The sequence below is a fragment of the Streptomyces sp. NPDC059788 genome (assembly GCF_042732265.1).
Taxonomy (GTDB): domain Bacteria; phylum Actinomycetota; class Actinomycetes; order Streptomycetales; family Streptomycetaceae; genus Streptomyces.
Genome location: NZ_JBHWHY010000023.1, coordinates 87897 through 104368, shown reverse-complemented (window position 1 = coordinate 104368; position 16472 = coordinate 87897). Strand labels below are relative to the sequence as shown.

The following is a 16472-nucleotide window of genomic DNA, read 5'->3' as shown; positions in this document are numbered from 1 at the left end:
TCAGGGCCGGCGCATCCGCGGCACGCGCGTCGGCCGCGTGCCCGGCCCGCCCACGTGCGAGAACGGCTGACGGCGCCAGTCCAGGCCCTCCGGGAGGGTCAGCAGCACGCCGGCGTCCTGCTCCTGGGCCTCCAGCGAGTCGTCCGAAGAGGGGGCGTCGGCCAGCGGCCGTCCCGAGCCCTCGCACACCGTCAGGCAGAAGGGGTTCCAGGGGGTGGGGCACAGCGCGTGCTCGGGCAGGGTGTCCTCGTCCGCCAGCATCGCGATCGGCTGGGCGCAGTCCGGGCACGTCACCCGGAAGATCTCCAGGGTCTCGAAGGCGTCGTACGGATCGTCCTCGCCGGCGAAGCCGGAACTGTCGCCCTCCTGGGCGTCGAGGCCGAGCGGCACGGATTCGGTCTTCAGGCGTCGCATGATGGTCATCCCCCTCGGGTGGGCCGTGCGGGCCGCCGGCTTCCTGTGACGGGCGGCTCCGGCCAACACGAGCAATTCCCCTCATGCCTCGCGCATAATCGCCGAGCCCTTCGGGATACGGGGTCACGTGTGTGGCATTGGTCACATGACCCGCGCGGGCGCGGCCATGAACCGGCGTACGGTGCGCACACGCGCCCGAGCACAGTAGGTTGATCGGGTGGAGGAGTTGGACCGACAAATCGTGGATCTGCTCGTCAAGGACGGGCGGATGAGCTACACCGACCTGGGCAAGGCCACCGGCCTGTCCACTTCGGCGGTGCACCAGCGGGTGCGCCGCCTGGAGCAGCGCGGCGTCATTCGCGGCTACGCCGCGATCGTGGACCCCGAGGCGGTGGGGCTGCCGCTGACCGCCTTCATCTCGGTGAAACCCTTCGACCCCAGTGCCCCGGACGACATCGCCGACCGGCTCGCCGAGGTCCCCGAACTGGAGGCGTGCCACAGCGTCGCGGGCGACGAGAACTACATCCTCAAGGTCCGCGTGGCCACGCCCCTGGAACTGGAACACCTGCTGACCCGCATCCGCACGCTGGCCGGGGTCTCCACGCGCACCACGGTCGTGCTCTCCACGCCGTACGAGGCCCGGCCGCCGCGCATCTGACGCGGGGCGCCCCGCCCGGAGGCGGCGTGCGCCGTCGCGCGCGACCGCGCCCGGCCGAGCACGCCACCCCCGCACGCCTCCAGGCGCTCCGGTCCTCCAGGCGCCCCGGGCCTCCGGTGCCAGGTGCTCCGGCGTCAGGACCCCCACCCCGCGCGCGAGCCCGCCGCCCACAGGGGCCAAACTGTCCGCTATGAGTGAGCGCACCCCCGACCCGGCCCGGCCCCGAACCGTCCTGCTGCGCGGCGGGGAGGTGCACAGCCCCGCCGATCCCTTCGCCACCGCCATGGTGGTCGAGGGCGGCAGCATCGCCTGGGTGGGCGAGGAGGGTGCCGCCGATTCCTTCGCCGACGGCGTGGACGAGGTCGTCCACCTCGACGGCGCACTCGTCACCCCGGCGTTCACGGACGCACATGTGCACACGACGGCCACCGGTCTCGCGCTCACCGGCCTGGACCTGACCGGGGCCCGTACCCTCCCCGACGCGCTGGCCCGCGTACGGGAGCACGCCGCGACCCGCCCGGCCGACCGGGTGCTCCTCGGACACGGCTGGGACGCCGCCGCGTGGCCTGAGGGCCGCCCGCCGTCCCGCGCCGAACTGGACGCCGCGACCGACGGCCGCCCGCTCTACCTGACCCGGGTGGACGTGCACTCCGCGGTCGTCACCACCGCCCTCCTCGACCTCGTGCCCGGCATCCGTGACCTGTCCGGATTCCACGCCGAGCAGCCGCTGACCGGCGATGCCCACCACGCCGTGCGGGCCGCCGCCCACGCCACCGTCACCCCCGCCCAGCGCGACGCCGCCCAGGCCGCGGCCCTCGCGCACGCCGTGTCGCGGGGTATCGGCACCCTCCACGAGTGCGCGGGACCCGACATCTCCAGTGCGGACGACCTCACCGCCCTGCTGGCCCGCGCCGCGCACGGACCCGGTCCGCGCGTCGTCGGCTACTGGGCCGAAGCCGTCACCAACGCAAAGGAGGCCGACCGTATCCGCGCCCTCGGCGCGGTTGGCGCCGCCGGCGACCTCTTCGCCGACGGCTCCCTCGGCTCGCACACGGCCCACCTGCACACCCCGTACGCCGACGCCGGCCACACCGGCACCGCCCACCTGGACGCCGACGCCGTCGCCGCACACGTCGCGGCCTGCACCGAGGCCGGGCTCCAGGCCGGATTCCACGCCATCGGCGACGCCGCGCTGACCGCCGTCACCGACGGCGTGCGGGCCGCCGCCGACCGCGTCGGCCTGGCCCGTGTCCGGGCCGCCCGGCACCGTGTCGAACACGCCGAGATGCTCACCGGGGCCACCATCGCGGCGTTCGCCGAATTCGCCCTGACCGCCTCCGTACAGCCCGCCTTCGACGCGGCCTGGGGCGGCGAGGACGGCATGTACGCCGCCCGCCTGGGCACCGAACGCGCCCGCACCCTCAACCCGTACGCCGCCCTGCTGCGCGCCGGCGTCCCGCTCGCCCTCGGCTCCGACAGCCCCGTCACCCCGCTCGACCCGTGGGCCACCGTGCGGGCCGCCGTCTTCCACCGCACCCGCGAGCACGGCATCTCCGCCCGCGCCGCCTTCACCGCGCACACCCGCGGCGGCTGGCGCGCGGTCGGCCGCGACGACGCGGGCGTCCTGGTGCCCGGCGCGCCCGCCGACTACGCGGTCTGGCGCACCGGCGACCTCGTCGTACAGGCTCCGGACGAGCGGGTCGAGCGCTGGTCCACCGACCCGCGCTCCGGCACCCCCGGCCTGCCCGACCTGACCCCCGGCCAGGACCTGCCCGTATGCCTGCGGACGGTGGTCGGCGGTCGCACGGTGTACGGACGGCCGAACGAGTGACTTCACGCGGGCGCGTACCACCTCCGTACGCGCCCGAAGGCGCCTCTGCCACCTGGGAGAGCGGGCGCCGGCCTGGGGCGACGCGAAAACCACGCAGGCCGGGCAACTGTTGACAGCAGACGGTCGGCGGCCGGTAGGTTCGGCCGAGTCCACCACAGGACGTCCGACCGCGAGACCTCCGCGCAGTCGTCGAACGCAGCTGGGCCATGGGACGGCGTGTCGCACCGGCACACCGCCACTGGGAGCCAGGTCCAGCACCTGCGGCACGGGGACGACGGAAAGGTTTCGGCCGGATGGGGGTCCCTCCCTGCTCGTCAAGAGCGAGGGGGAAGGTGCGATCCGGGTGGGGCCCGGTTGCTCAGTAGACAACGGCTCTCGGTCGACCCGCAGCCAGCGGGTCCCAGGTCGGCCCGAAGGGCACCGGGCCCCGATCCGCACCGCGCCGCGATGCCCGCCGTGCCACGAACGGCGCACCTTATACCCGCTGCCACCCGCGGTCCGCAATCGCACAACCCCGATGTACGGTCTGCACACCACCGCACGACCTGCAAGGAAGGCCGCGACCGTGCCATCGGGCTCCGACACCACCCCACCAGCCGTTCCCGGGCGCGGTCGCCGCCTCGCGGCGCTGGTCCGCCGCGAGGCACCGCGGACGGCGCTCGCCGTCCTGGGCGGACTCGTCCTCGCGCTGGCCTTCCCGCCGTACGACCTGTGGCCGCTGTCCCTCGTCGGCGTGGCGGCCCTCGGTCTGCTCACCCGCGGCCGGACGGCGCGTCAGGGTGCCTGGAGCGGCTTCGCCTTCGGGCTGCCGTTCTTCTTCCTGCTGCTCAAGTGGCTGCACGTCGTCGGCTGGGACGCGGTGTTCGGGCTGGCCCTGGTCCAGGCCCTGTACCTGACCCTGCTCGGCGCGGGTCTGGCGCTCACCTCCCGCCTGAAGTGCGCGCCCCTGTGGGCCGCCTGCCTGTGGATCACCGAGGAGTGGGCCCGCGACCGCGCCCCCTTCGGCGGCTTCCCGTGGGGACGGCTCGCCTTCGCCAACACCGGCTCGCCCTTCACCCCGCTCGCGGCCCTGGGCGGCGCGCCGCTGGTGACCTTCGCCGTCGCCCTCGCCGGCGGGCTGCTGGCCGCGGCGGCCGTCGTCCTGTGGCGGCTGCGCGGGCCGGGCGGCTCGGCGCGGGCGGCCCTGCCCGCCGCGGGGGCCGTCGTCCTGGCCGGGGCCGTCACGGTGTCCGGACTGCTGGTCCCGGTGCACACCGACGCGGACGACCGCGTCGACATCGCCATAGTCCAGGGCAACGTGCAAAGGCCCGGCATGGACTTCCTCGGCCGCCCGATGAAGATCCTGGACAACCACGCCACGGCCACGGAGCGGCTGGCCGCCGACGTGAAGGCGGGCCGGGCGAAGAAGCCCGACCTGGTCATCTGGCCGGAGAACGCCTCGGACCTGGACCCGTTCCGTTACCCGCAGGCGTACGACCGCATCGACGAGGCGGTCAAGGCGATCGGGGTGCCCGTCCTCGTCGGCGCCCTCGTCGACCACCCGGACAAGCCCGGCTACGTCTTCAACCAGGGCATCGTCTGGGACCCGGTCAAGGGCCCCGGCGCCTCGTACACCAAGCAGCACCCGGTGCCGTTCGGCGAGTACGTGCCGTTCCGGGAGCAGCTCAGCAAGATCATCACACGTTTCCAGCGGGTGCCGCGCGACTTCTACCCGGGTGACCACACCGGCGTGCTGGACGTCGGTCCCGCCCGGCTCGGCGACGTCATCTGCTTCGAGGTCGCCTACGACGAGATCGTCCACGACACGGTGAACGCGGGCGCCCGCGCCCTCGTCGTACAGACCAACAACGCCACCTACGGCCGCACCGGACAGCCCGAGCAGCAACTGGCCATGTCCAGGCTGCGCGCCGTCGAGCACGGCCGTGCCGTCGTCACGGCGGCCACCAGCGGGATCAGCGCGGTGGTGGCCCCGGACGGTACCGTCACCCACAAGATCCCGGAGTTCACCCAGGGCGTGCTGCGGGCGAGCCTCCCTCTGCGTGACGAAAAGACCGTGGCCGACCGCGTCGGTGCCGTTCCCGAGTGGGTGCTCGCTATCGTGGGGCTTCTGTCCTGCGTCGCCGCGACAGTCATGGGCCGGCGCGGGCGTACGAAGGACGAGAAGGGGCAGCAGTGACAGACGGCGGTCAGCGGCAGTACGGTCCGCTCGGGACCACCTTGGTGATCATTCCGACCTACAACGAGGCGGAGAACATCAAGCCGATCGTCTCGCGGGTACGGTCCGCCGTGCCCGAGGCACACATCCTCGTCGCGGACGACAACAGCCCGGACGGCACGGGCAAGATCGCCGACGAGCTGGCGGCGACGGACGACCACGTCCAGGTACTGCACCGCAAGGGCAAGGAAGGGCTCGGAGCCGCCTACCTGGCGGGCTTCAGGTGGGGCATCGAGCACGGCTTCGGTGTCCTGGTGGAGATGGACGCGGACGGCTCCCACCGCCCCGAGGAACTGCCGCGGCTGCTCACCGCCCTCAAGGGCGCCGACCTCGTGCTCGGCTCCCGCTGGGTCCCCGGCGGCCGGGTGGTGAACTGGCCCAAGCACCGTGAGTACCTCTCCCGCGGCGGCAGCACGTACTGCCGGGCCATGCTGGACGTGCCGCTGCGCGACGTCACCGGCGGCTACCGGGCCTTCCGCAAGGAGACCCTGGAGGGGCTGGGCCTGGACGAGGTCTCCTCGCAGGGCTACTGCTTCCAGGTCGACCTGGCCCGCCGCGCCGTGGAGAGCGGCTTCCACGTCGTCGAGGTGCCGATCACCTTCGTCGAGCGGGAGCGCGGCGACAGCAAGATGAGCAAGGACATCGTCGTGGAGGCCCTGTGGCGGGTCACCGGCTGGGGTGTCGGCTCGCGGGTGAACAAGCTCCGCGGACGCTGAGGGCGCCGGGCGGCCGGGTCCGGGGCCGTGGGGTCCCGGGCCGGTCCGGACCGGCCGGCGGACCGCTGGTCTACGGGCTCGTGCACATTCGCACCAGCACACACCGGCCCGGCCTGGCGGAGTTCTTCCGGGCCCGGCCGGACGCCGTCGCGGGCCGAAGTTTGCGGCCGCATGATCGGGAAACTCGCGGCATATGGTGCAAATCGGCTACACGATGATGACCGAGCAAGCCGGGCCGCGTGATCTGGTCGACCACGTCGTCCGGGCCGAGGAGACCGGCTTCGACTTCTCGGTGACCTCCGACCACTACGCGCCGTGGCTGGACTCCCAGGGCCATGCCCCGTACGCCTGGAGCGTGCTGGGCGCCGCGGCGCAGGCCACCTCCCGCATCCCACTGATGACGTATGTGACCTGTCCTACGGTGCGCTACCACCCCGCGGTCGTCGCGCAGAAGGCCGCGACCATGCAGCTGCTGTCCGGCGGCCGCTTCCGGCTCGGCCTGGGCGCGGGCGAGAACCTGAACGAGCACGTCGTGGGGCACGGCTGGCCGGGCAAGAACACCCGGCACGAGATGCTCGGCGAGGCCCTGGAGATCATCCGGGCGCTCTTCGAGGGCGGCAAGGTCACCTACCACGGCAACCACTTCGACGTGGACGCCGCCAAGCTCTGGGACCTGCCCGAGGCGGCACCGCCGATCGGCGTGGCCGTCTCGGGCGAGCGGTCCTGCGAGATCGCCGGCCGCCTCGCCGACCTCGTCATCGCCACCGAGCCGAAGGGCGAGCTGATCGGCTCCTTCGAGAAGCACGGCGGCAAGGGCAAGCCGCGGGTGGGCCAGCTGCCCATCTGCTACGACCCCGACCGGGACGCCGCCGTGCGGCGCGCCCACGACCAGTTCCGCTGGTTCGCCGGCGGCTGGAAGGTCAACTCCGAGCTGCCGGACCCGGACGGATTCGCCGGTGCCACCCAGTTCGTACGCGAGGAGGACGTGGCCGCGACGATCCCCTGCGGCGACGACGTCGACGACTTCGTCGAGGCGGTGCGCCCCTACGCGGAGGCCGGCTTCACGGAGATCGCCGTCGTCCAGGTCGGCGGCGACCACCAGCGGGAGTTCTTCGACTGGGCCGGGAAGAAGCTGCTGCCGGCGCTGCGGGAGCTGTGAGCCGGGGGCCGGGGCGCCGGCCGTGAGCCCGACGGGGACGGCACGCGGCGATCCGGGGCCCGCCGCATCAGTCGGCGGGCTCGTCCGGCGTCGGCTCGTCGGCCTGCGTGTCGCGCTCGTGCGCCGCGCCGCGGCGGCCCGTGCCGGAGACGTCGGTGTCGGGGACGTCCGTGTTCTCCTCGCGGTCGTCCCCGTCGTCCGGGCTGCGGCCCTCCCACGGGTCCGGCGTGCCCTGCGGGCCCGCCTGCTGGTCCGGCAGGTCCCGGGGGATGGCGCTGCCGCCCTGCTCCGGTGTCTCGCTGCGCTTGTCCATCGCGTTCGGCCTCCTTGTGGGGGGACGGGGAAGGTGTCCGGTACGGGTGCCCGACAGGCGCGGCCACATGCGTTCCGTGGTGATCGGGCCCGTACGTACACCCAGGCCCACGAGCGGACAGGGCCACGAGCGGAGGAGGAGACGGTGACGGCAGCGGTGACGTCGACGGAGATGGTCGTGGTGCTGGACTGCGCCGACCGGGCGGTACTGGCGCAGTTCTGGACCCAGGTGCTCGGATACCGGATCACGCGCACCACACCCCCGTACACCGCCCTGGCGGACCCGGCGGGGCGAAGCCCCGAGCTGCTGCTCCAAGAGGTGCGCGAGCCCAAGCGGGGCAAGAACCGGATGCACATCGATCTGCGGGTGCCCGCCATGGAGCCCGCGCTGAGCAGGGTGGTGGCCCACGGCGCGCGCGTCCTGCGCGGCCCGTTCGACGACGCGGGCTGCCCGACCACGGTCCTCGCCGACCCCGAGGGCAACGAGTTCTGCCTGATCGTCTTCGACGGCACACGAGGCGCCCGCGAGCCGACCCGCGAGCGGGCACAGCGACCGGAGCCAGGCACACTTGACCCATGACGTTCGCAGCCACGCCGCCGCCCCGGTCCCGTCCGCCCAAGCGCTCGCGCGCCCGCCGGTTCGTCCCCTTGGGCATCGCCGCCTGGCTGGTGCTGGAGATATGGCTGCTGACGCTGGTCGCCGACGCGGCGGGCGGCCTGACGGTGCTCCTGCTGCTCCTCGCCGGGGTGGTCGCGGGCGGGTACGTGATCAAGCGGGCCGGCCGCCGGGCCTGGAAGAACCTCACCGAGGCGATGCAGACGGGCGGGGACCCCGCGGCCTCCTCGGAGGCGCCCCCGAGGCCGGGGGAGCGGAAGTCCTCGGGCAGCGGCAACACGCTGCCCATGCTGGGCGGGCTGCTGCTGATGTTCCCCGGCCTGGTCTCCGACGCCGCCGGGCTGCTGTGCCTCTTCCCGCCCACGTGCAAACTGCTCCACCGCCGCGCTGAGCGCCTGCTGTCCCGCCAGGCGCACTACACCCCCGGATCGTTCGGGGACGCCTTCCAGCAGGCCCGTATGCACCAGCCGGACGGCAAGGTCGTGCAGGGCGAGGTGATCCGCGACGACGAGCCGCCCGCCCCGCGCCGCGAGGACCCGCCGCTGACGCGTTGAGCCGCGGCAACTGAGGGCGGGGCAGGGTGAATTGGACGCTCCGCGTGTGAGCGGTCGCAGGGTGTGACCGTACGGTGGTCCGACCGCTCCCGCAGTGCGGGCAACGAGGAAGCCCCGGCCAGTCGGGGGTACTGGCCGGGGCGGTCTTATGGGCGCGGATGCCGATGGCGGTCGCCTCTCGGCGAAAGGCTCCGTGGGGCTTCAGCCGAACGATCGTCCCCACGGGCGAATGGTGAGGCCCGGGGACACTGTCCCACCGGCACCCGCACCCCGTACAGCGTCCTGGCGCCGCGGTTGATTCCGCCCGCCGGGAGTGACCTGGCGCACGCCGCGCCGGGCCGTACGGGGGCGGGGCGGGCCGCCGCGCGGAGACGGAGGCGGCCGGGGACGGAAACGGGCCGGGGCCACTGCGTGGTGCAGTGGCCCCGGCCCGTTCGCGCGTCCGTTCGTCAGGCGGACTTGCGATTGTTGTTGTTGTCGCGCGGGTGCACGGCAATGTTCATGGTGCCGGAGCGCAGGACCGCCAGCCGTTCGGCCAGCACTTCCTCCAGCTCCTCGCGGGTGCGCCGCTCCATGAGCATGTCCCAGTGCGTACGCGCGGGCTTGCCCTTCTTTTCCTCAGGGCCATCGCCATCCACCAGGAGGGCTTGTGCACCACATACCTTGCACTCCCACTCTGATGGAATCTCGGCCTCTACCGAGAACGGCATCTCGAATCGATGTCCGTTCTGGCATGCGTACTCCACCGCCTGGCGCGGGGCCAGGTCGATGCCGCGGTCGGTCTCGTAGCTGGTCACCACAAGTCGCGTGCCGCGAAGAGCTCGCTCACTCATGAATCGTGCCTCCCGGGCTTGTCGCCCACAGGACAGGTGTCGCTGTCGTCGTCATCCGGTCAACGTCCGGTCGGCGGTGAAGATTCCCGATACCGGGAGATGTGCCCACCCGTCGCCCACCACCGCCCTTGATGGAGGCGCTGCGCGCCGCTGCCTTCCTTCGTGCCGCCCCTTGTTGTACCCACCAATGCCCGGTTTGTCACATCTGGCAGCAGATGTCACCCAGCGCTTTCCACAGTTCAGCGCGCAGTAACGGTCCGCCTGGTGAGCCAAAGGCGTACACTACCGGCCCGCAGGCCCCTTGCCTAAATCAGGGTCCCCATCGGCGGGACCGCGGCGCTCTGGTAACGGCTCGTCAGGACGGCGCGGACCGCGCTTCGAAGGGGCCGACCTCATGCGGCGGGCCAGGAACCCCGGGCGGTCAGCACCTTCCGCAGGGCCCCGAGGTCGTCCGTCATGATCCCGTCCACCCCCAGGTCCAGCAGGGCCGCCATCCGCCGCGGATCGTTGACCGTCCACACGTGCACCTGCAAACGCCACAGGTGCGCGGCCCTGATCAGCAGCGGGTCCACCACACGGATGCCGGACTGCCGCTCCGGCACCTGTACGCACACCGCGTTGCGCCGGACCGCCGCGCCCAGCAGCCGGTCCAGGGGCACGCCCCGGCCGTACGAGCGCATCCGCAGCCCCAGGACGCCACGCGTGCCGAGCGAGGTCGCCAGCCGCGGCCCGGCCAGCCGCCGGGCCAGCGCCACCCGCGCCTCCGAGAACGAACCGACGCACACCCGGTCCCACGCGTCCGTACGGCGCAGCAGGTCCAGCAGCGGCCGGAGCGCCGCCTCCGCCTTGATGTCGACGTTCCAGCGGGCTCGCGGAAACTCCTCCAGCAGCTCTTCGAAGAGCGGCAGCGGCTCCCGTCCGGCCACCCGCGCCCGGCGGACGGTCCGCCAGGGGAGCCGGCCGATCGCCCCGCCCATGTCCGTGACCCGGTCCAGCGTCGCGTCGTGGAAGGCCACGAGCCGGCCGTCCGACGTGGCGTGCACGTCGGTCTCCAGATAGCGGTAGCCGAGCGCCACCGCGCGGCGGAAGGCCGCGGCGGTGTTCTCCAGTCCGTCCGCCGCGCCACCCCGGTGGGCGAAGGCGAGCGGAGCCGGGTGGTCGAGGAAGGGGTGCCGTACGGGGAATCCGCGAGTGGTCAACTGCTGGGAGCGCATTGGCCAGAGGATATACAGGGCGGGTGACCGGCCCGTCGGCAACCGGCCATGACCGGCCGGCCGTGGGCGCGGCAGGCCCCGGTGCGCACGCCCGGGGCCGCCCGCACCCCCTCAGCGCAGCGTCTCCCCCGGAAGGTCGAAGATCCGCTCGGCCGCGGTCTCCAGCTGGGCGAGGTCGTGCCAGGGGCTCTCCTCGGGCGGCACCGGACCGGCGTAGCTCGACAGGAACGTGTCGAGGACGACGTACGGGACATCCAGCTCCGCCAGTGCCGCCAGGTCCGCGCGGACCTGGTCGACGCTCCCGTGGCCCGGCAGACGGGACTCCGCCTCCACCGGCTTTTCCGTGAGGTGCAGGGCGATCCGGGGCGTCACCGCGGGCACCGGGCGCCCCGCCGCTTCCGCCGCGGCCTCCAGGACGGGCAGCCGCTCGCGAATCGCGTCCGCGCCCAGCGTGTACGGATGCCAGGCGTCGCCGAACCGCGCGGCCCGCCGCAGCGCGGCATCGCTGAGGCCGCCGACCCAGATCGGCGGATGCGGCTCGCGGACCGGGGCGGGTCCGGTCGTGATGTCGGAGTACGCGGCGTGCTCGCCCTGGAAGGAGACCTCTGGCCGCGTCCAGTGCTCCTTGATGCAGGCCAGGTACTCGTCGGTGATCCGGCCGCGGGACGCGAAGTCGATGCCGAGCGCCGCGTACTCCTGCTGTGACCAGCCGATGCCGACGCCGAACACCAGCCGGCCGTCGCTGAAGCGGTCCAGGTTGGCGGTCACGCGCGCGGTCTGCAGGGGGTGGCGGTACGGGAGGACCACCACCGTGGTGCCCAGCTCGATGGTGCTGGTCCGGCCCGCGAGCCAGGCCAGTGTGGTGAACGGGTCGTAGAAGGGGGCCGGGAAGGCCCCGGCGACCTCCGGGGGCTGCGTCACGTGGTCGGAGATCATCGCCAGGTGGTAGCCGAGCTCCTCGGCGCCGCGCACCCAGGTCCCGATGCCTTCGGGGGTGGTGCCCGCCCCGTAGTTGAGGATGTTGATCCCGATCTTCACGGCCGCTCCCTCAGTTGTGGTGCCCCCTCGTACGGGCAGCAAAAGGCCAGGTCAGAGGGGTGATTGATGAGTGAAGCGTAACAGTCGGGCAGATTGGGAAAAGGTGTGTGCGGCGATAAATCGGTACAAGGGTGCGGGAGTTGGGCGCGGGCTCAGGAGCGCGGCGCGGGGGCGGGGACCGATGCGGACGACGCCACCACGCGGCCGGTCTGCCCGCCGATCGTGAAGAAGCGCAGCGAGAACTGGGCGAGCGGTCCGATGGCCAGCGCGTAGAGCACGGTGCCCACGCCCACCGAGCCGCCGAGCGCGAAGCCGACGGCGAGCACGGTGACCTCGATGCACGTCCGTACGAGGCGCAGCGGCCGCCCCGTACGGCGGTGCAGGCCGGTCATCAGCCCGTCGCGCGGCCCGGGGCCGAAGCGCGCGGAGATGTAGAGCCCCGTCGCCATGCCGTTCAGCAGGATCGCGGAGGCCAGCAGGGGGACGCGGACGGCGAGCGAGGTGATCTCCGGTACGAGCGCGAGCGTCGCGTCCATCGCCAGGCCGAGGATCAGGACGTTGGAGACCGTCCCCAGGCCGGGGCGCTGCCGCAGCGGAATCCACAGGAGCAGGATCAGCGCGCCGGAGACGATGGTGATCGTGCCGATCGTCAGCCCTGTGTGCCGGGAGATGCCCTGGTTCAGGACGCTCCACGGCTCCAGGCCGAGCCCGGCGCGCAGTTGCAGGCCCATGCTGAGGCCGTACAGGACCAGTCCGGTGTAGAGGTGGACGAGGCGGCGGGGCAGGCGCCGGCCGGCCGGGCCTGCCGCGCTGTCCGTACGGATGCCGTCGCCGACGCGGGCGCCGCCCTCCGCGCGGGCCGCGTCCTTCGTGCGAGCGCTGCCCTTCGTACGGGTGCGAGCCCCCTCCTCCGTTTCCCCAGTGGTCTCGGACCTCCGCATGCTGAACAAAATCTTCCCCCTCCTGGCATGATTGGACTGGCGCATGACACTCTGTGGCTCGGAGTTGATCAGATTCCATGGCCAATCCGGGAAAGGTGGACTGCTCACGATGGTGCAGTGGACTTCGGCGGTGGGAGCGTCACAACTCGCCCGGCTGCTCCGCTCGCAGGACACCCGCGACGCCGTGGCGCCGGCCGGCCGCCGCATCCCCGCCTACCGGGGCCTCGCGGACGGCGTACGCCTGCTCGTCCTGGAAGGCCGGGTGCCGGTCGCCGCCCGCCTGCCCGCGGAACGCGAACTGGCCGCCGCGCTCTCCGTGAGCCGCACCACCGTCGCCGCCGCCTACGAGGCGCTCCGCGCCGAGGGCTTCCTGGAGTCCCGCCGCGGCTCGGGCAGCTGGACCGCCGTACCCGCCGGGAACCCGCTGCCCACCCGCGGCCTGGAACCGCTGCCGCCGGAAGCCGCCAGCTCCATGATCGACCTCGGTTGCGCCGCGCTCCCGGCCCCCGAGCCCTGGCTGACGCGCGGGGTGCAGGGCGCCATGGAACACCTGCCACTGTACGCACACACCCACGGCGACTACCCGGCCGGCCTGCCCGCGCTGCGCCAGGCGCTCGCCGACCGCTACACCGCCCGCGGCATCCCCACGATGCCCGAACAGATCATGGTCACCACCGGAGCCATGGGCGCGGTGGCCGCCATCTGCCGCCAGATCACCCGGCCCGGGGAGCGGGTCGCCGTCGACTCCCCGTCGTACGCCAACATCCTGCAGCTGATGCGCGACGCCGGCGCGCGGCTGGTGCCCGTCGCCCTCGCCGACCGCCTCGCCGGGTGGGACATCCCGGCCTGGCGCCAGGTCATGCGGGACGCCGCGCCCCGCATGGCGTACGTCGTCGCCGACTTCCACAACCCGACCGGCACCCTCGCCACCGAGGACCAGCGCCGCCGCCTGGTGGACGCCGCCCGCGCGGCCGGCACGGTCCTGGTCGTCGACGAGACCATGGGCGAACTCCGCCTGGACGACATCGAGATGCCGCGGTCCGTCTGCGCCTTCGACCCGGCGGGCAGCAGCGTCATCACGGTCGGCTCCGTCAGCAAGGCGTTCTGGGCCGGGATGCGCATCGGCTGGGTAAGGGCCGCCCCCGACATCATCCGCAGCCTGGTCGCCGCCCGCGCCTTCGCCGACCTCGGCTCGCCGGTCCTCGAACAGCTCGCCATCACCTCGCTCCTGGAGGGCGACGGCTGGGAACAGGCCGTGGAGATCCGCCGAGACCAGGCCCGCGAGAACCGCGACGCGATCGTCGCCGCGCTCCGGCGGCACCTGCCCGACTGGGAGTTCAGCGTGCCGGGCGGCGGCCTCACCCTGTGGGCGCGGACCGGCGGGCTCTCCGGTTCGCGGATCGCGGAGGCGGGGGAGCGGCTCGGCGTACGGGTGCCCTCCGGGCCGCGGTTCGGCGTGGACGGCGCGTTCGAGGGCTTCGTCCGGCTGCCCTTCACGGTCAGCGGGGCCGTCGCCGACGAGGCCGCGTCCCGGCTGGCCGCCGCCGCCCACCACGTGGCGAGCGGGGCGGCGGCCGGAGAGGTCGAGGCGCCGCAGAGCTTCGTGGCCTGACGGGGCGTCGACGGCGTCGACGGTGGCGGTCACGGCATCCGGGCGGTGACGGTGACGGCGGCGATCACGGCGGGGTGTCGGCCGCTGGGCGGACCGGTTCAGGCGCGGTCGCTGACCGGTGCCGCGAAGGCTCAGCCCTCCGCCTTCAGCCCTCCGCGCGCCCCGCGTCCACCGTGCGGTGCGCTCGCGAGGCGCCGGCGCCGCCACCGCCGCCGAACAGGACGTCCACCCCGATAGCCCCGCCGGTCCTGCCCGTTCCGCCGGACTTGCCCACCCCGCCGGTCCCGCCCGTCCTGCCCGAAGCGTCGAGATCCGCGACGTCCGCCCCGTCCACCACGGCCGCTCGGCCCATCTCGGCCGTCTCGTGCGTCTCGCCTGCCTCGCCCGCCTCGTTCAACTCCGCCGTCACCTCCGTCTCCCGCTCCGTGGCCGGGACCGGCTCCTCGGCCGTGGTCTCCACCGGGGCGGCGCGGTCCGGGAGCAGCGCCAGTACGGCCTGCCGGTGTGCCTCGCTCGTGGCGTCGTCGAACGGGTCGGGCGTGGCCGGGACCTGGAGGCGGTGCACCGGGCCGCTGCCGAGCCGCGCGTAGCCGCGTCCCGGCGGTACGTCGGCGGCGGGCGTGGTGTGCGGCGGCACCCCGAGCGTCGCCTCCACCTCCTCCGGCGCGGCCGGTCCCAGCACGACCCTGGCCCGGGTGTGCGTCAGTACCGACTCGCTCAACAGCTCGGCGCTGTCGATCTGGTCGGCCACCACCACCGTCACACAGGCCGCCCGGCCGTGCCGCAACGGCACCTGCAACAGGTGCTGCGGGTCCTCCCGCCCTTCGGCCGCCGCGAGATGGGCCAGCGCGGTGGGCCGGTCCAGGATGATCCACAGGGGCCAGCGGGTGTCCTCCGGCGCCTGCTGTCCGGCCTGCCGCGCGCGGTTGGCGGTGATCAGCCGCCGCTCGGTCTCGTGCGCCGCCCACTCCAGCGTCGCGAGCGCCCCGGACAGCCCGGACTCGACGCCCATGACGCCGATCCGCTCCGCCAGGCACGCGTACTCGCCGGTGCCGCTGCCGTCGATCACCAGGACGTCACCGTGCGGCAGCACCTGCAGCGCGACGGACCGCAGCAGTGTCGTGGTGCCCGCCCCCGGGTGCCCCAGCACGAGCAGGTGCGGCTCGGTCGAGCGCGGCCCCGTCCGCCACACGACGGGCGGCTCGTCCCGGGTCCCGTCCCCGGCGGCCACCGGCAGCGTCCGCCGGACGGCGTCGGGATCGGTGAACCCGAGGACCGTCTCGCCCTGCGTCGTCACGAACCGCTGCGCCGCGATGTCGGTCGGCAGCGGCGGCAGCACCGTCAGCGTCAGCTGGTTCGACTCCTCGTCCCAGGCGAAGTGGTACTCCCGGCCGCGCCCCGACTTCGCGTACAGCACCTGTTCGATCCGGGCCCGGGACGTGGCGTCGCCGTCGGTGAAGTACGCCGGGTAGCGCAGCGTCAGCCGGGCCGGCCGCCCGGCCTCGTCGAACGCGTACTCCGTGAAGGCGCTCTCCCAGTCCCCGTCGTGGGCGTACAGGGGGCTGGGGTCGCCCTCAAGCGCGAAGTACGGCACCAGGGCCTCGTACAGCGCCTGGAGACGGCCGACCTCCGCCTCCGCCGGACCGGCGGGCGGCTCCTCGGACGGCCGTTCCCGCCCCGCCCAGGCCGCCGCGCCCATGACCGTGACCAGGGCCAGCAGGGGCCCGTACGGCACCAGCGCCACCGCCAGGACACCGCCGGCGGCGACGAACAGCAGTGAGCCGCGCCGCTCCTTGGGCGTCGCGGTCCAGCGCCGCCGCCCGGTGGCCAGCAGCCGGCGCAGCCCTCGGGTGATCGTGATCAGCGGGTGGAACACGTCGGCCGCACCGTCCGCCGCGGTCCGCGCGAACTCGCGGCCGCGCGCGATCGGCGCGCTGTCGGTCAGGATGCGGGGCAGTGGACGCCGGGCCACATCAACTCCTGGTGGATCGTGCGGTGGTCGCTCCGGGGGCCGCGGACGGCCGGGTGCCCGTCCGCCGGGCGGTGCGCGGGGCAGGGCCGCGGTCAGAGCTTGATGCCGCCCAGGAGGTTGGCCAGGCTCGCCCCGCCGGCCTTGATGCTGGGGGCGATCGCGGAGCCCGCGAGGTAGAAGCCGAAGAGCGCGCAGACCAGGGCGTGGGACACCTTGAGCCCGTCCTTGCGGAAGAACAGAAAGACGACGATGCCGAGCAGAACGACGCCGGAGATGGACAGAATCATGGAGTTCTCTCCTCGGTGCTGGGGACGGTCACCATGAGTCCTTCCAGCCTCACAGCAAGTATCAAGCCGTAAAAAGCTGCGAACGGGTGATTCGTCGGAG

At 73.4% G+C, this 16472-nt stretch carries 16 protein-coding genes; 8 read left to right on the top strand and 8 right to left on the bottom strand.

The window, feature by feature from the left end:
• Positions 1-423: a hypothetical protein gene (locus tag ACFV57_RS21290; protein ID WP_385234369.1), complete on the bottom strand. Its 423-nt coding sequence runs from the start codon at positions 421-423 to the stop codon at positions 1-3.
• A 208-nt stretch (positions 424-631) separates the two neighbouring features.
• Between ACFV57_RS21290 and ACFV57_RS21285 the strand changes: the two genes are divergently transcribed.
• The 5 genes from ACFV57_RS21285 to ACFV57_RS21265 all read left to right on the top strand — a co-directional run bounded on the left by ACFV57_RS21285 (position 632) and on the right by ACFV57_RS21265 (position 6993).
• Positions 632-1072 carry an Lrp/AsnC family transcriptional regulator gene (locus ACFV57_RS21285; RefSeq protein ID WP_026170119.1) on the top strand — a complete coding sequence of 147 codons (441 nt, stop codon included), beginning with the start codon at positions 632-634 and terminating at the stop codon, positions 1070-1072.
• A gap of 190 nt (positions 1073-1262) precedes the next feature.
• Positions 1263-2903 (top strand): amidohydrolase, encoded by a 1641-nt coding sequence (locus tag ACFV57_RS21280; protein ID WP_385234366.1) that lies wholly within the window; start codon positions 1263-1265, stop codon positions 2901-2903.
• A 517-nt stretch (positions 2904-3420) separates the two neighbouring features.
• Complete coding sequence (gene lnt, locus ACFV57_RS21275; protein WP_385234363.1) at positions 3421-5079, top strand: apolipoprotein N-acyltransferase; 1659 nt, start codon at positions 3421-3423, stop codon at positions 5077-5079.
• Positions 5076-5834: a polyprenol monophosphomannose synthase gene (locus ACFV57_RS21270; protein ID WP_385234360.1), complete on the top strand. Its 759-nt coding sequence runs from the start codon at positions 5076-5078 to the stop codon at positions 5832-5834. The genes lnt and ACFV57_RS21270 overlap by 4 nt, the downstream gene beginning before the upstream one ends.
• Before the next feature lie 193 nt (positions 5835-6027).
• Positions 6028-6993, top strand: coding sequence for an LLM class F420-dependent oxidoreductase (locus tag ACFV57_RS21265; RefSeq protein WP_385234358.1), 966 nt, complete (start codon positions 6028-6030; stop codon positions 6991-6993).
• Positions 6994-7060: 67 nt separating this feature from the next.
• Here ACFV57_RS21265 and ACFV57_RS21260 read toward each other — a convergent pair whose 3' ends face one another.
• Positions 7061-7306, bottom strand: a complete 246-nt coding sequence (locus ACFV57_RS21260) for a hypothetical protein (protein WP_385234355.1) — start codon at positions 7304-7306, stop codon at positions 7061-7063.
• A 144-nt stretch (positions 7307-7450) separates the two neighbouring features.
• On the opposite strand from ACFV57_RS21260, the gene ACFV57_RS21255 reads away from it, so the two are divergent.
• Positions 7451-7885, top strand: coding sequence for a VOC family protein (locus ACFV57_RS21255; protein ID WP_385234352.1), 435 nt, complete (start codon positions 7451-7453; stop codon positions 7883-7885).
• A complete protein-coding gene (gene fxsA, locus ACFV57_RS21250; protein WP_385234349.1) occupies positions 7882-8475 on the top strand; it encodes an FxsA family membrane protein in 594 nt (197 codons plus the stop codon). Before ACFV57_RS21255 ends, fxsA begins: the two co-directional genes overlap by 4 nt.
• 449 nt (positions 8476-8924) lie before the next feature.
• Here fxsA and ACFV57_RS21245 read toward each other — a convergent pair whose 3' ends face one another.
• The 4 genes from ACFV57_RS21245 to ACFV57_RS21230 all read right to left on the bottom strand — a co-directional run bounded on the left by ACFV57_RS21245 (position 8925) and on the right by ACFV57_RS21230 (position 12510).
• Positions 8925-9308 (bottom strand): RNA polymerase-binding protein RbpA, encoded by a 384-nt coding sequence (locus tag ACFV57_RS21245; RefSeq protein WP_031000331.1) that lies wholly within the window; start codon positions 9306-9308, stop codon positions 8925-8927.
• 392 nt (positions 9309-9700) lie between these two features.
• The gene (locus ACFV57_RS21240; protein WP_385234346.1) at positions 9701-10522 is read right to left on the bottom strand and encodes a glycerophosphodiester phosphodiesterase family protein; all 822 of its coding nucleotides are present in this window, start codon (positions 10520-10522) and stop codon (positions 9701-9703) included.
• A 111-nt stretch (positions 10523-10633) separates the two neighbouring features.
• On the bottom strand, positions 10634-11560 hold the full coding sequence (locus ACFV57_RS21235; RefSeq protein ID WP_385234343.1) for an LLM class F420-dependent oxidoreductase: 927 nt from the start codon (positions 11558-11560) through the stop codon (positions 10634-10636).
• A 152-nt stretch (positions 11561-11712) separates the two neighbouring features.
• Positions 11713-12510, bottom strand: coding sequence for a YitT family protein (locus tag ACFV57_RS21230; protein WP_385234340.1), 798 nt, complete (start codon positions 12508-12510; stop codon positions 11713-11715).
• A gap of 100 nt (positions 12511-12610) precedes the next feature.
• Between ACFV57_RS21230 and ACFV57_RS21225 the strand changes: the two genes are divergently transcribed.
• Entirely contained in the window at positions 12611-14113 is a 1503-nt protein-coding gene (locus ACFV57_RS21225) for a PLP-dependent aminotransferase family protein (RefSeq protein WP_385234337.1), read from the top strand.
• Between the two features lie 145 nt (positions 14114-14258).
• Here ACFV57_RS21225 and ACFV57_RS21220 read toward each other — a convergent pair whose 3' ends face one another.
• Both ACFV57_RS21220 and ACFV57_RS21215 read right to left on the bottom strand, forming a co-directional pair.
• Positions 14259-16085, bottom strand: a complete 1827-nt coding sequence (locus tag ACFV57_RS21220; protein ID WP_385234334.1) for a hypothetical protein — start codon at positions 16083-16085, stop codon at positions 14259-14261.
• Between the two features lie 92 nt (positions 16086-16177).
• Positions 16178-16372, bottom strand: a complete 195-nt coding sequence (locus tag ACFV57_RS21215) for a hypothetical protein (RefSeq protein ID WP_385234331.1) — start codon at positions 16370-16372, stop codon at positions 16178-16180.
• Positions 16373-16472: the final 100 nt, after the last annotated feature.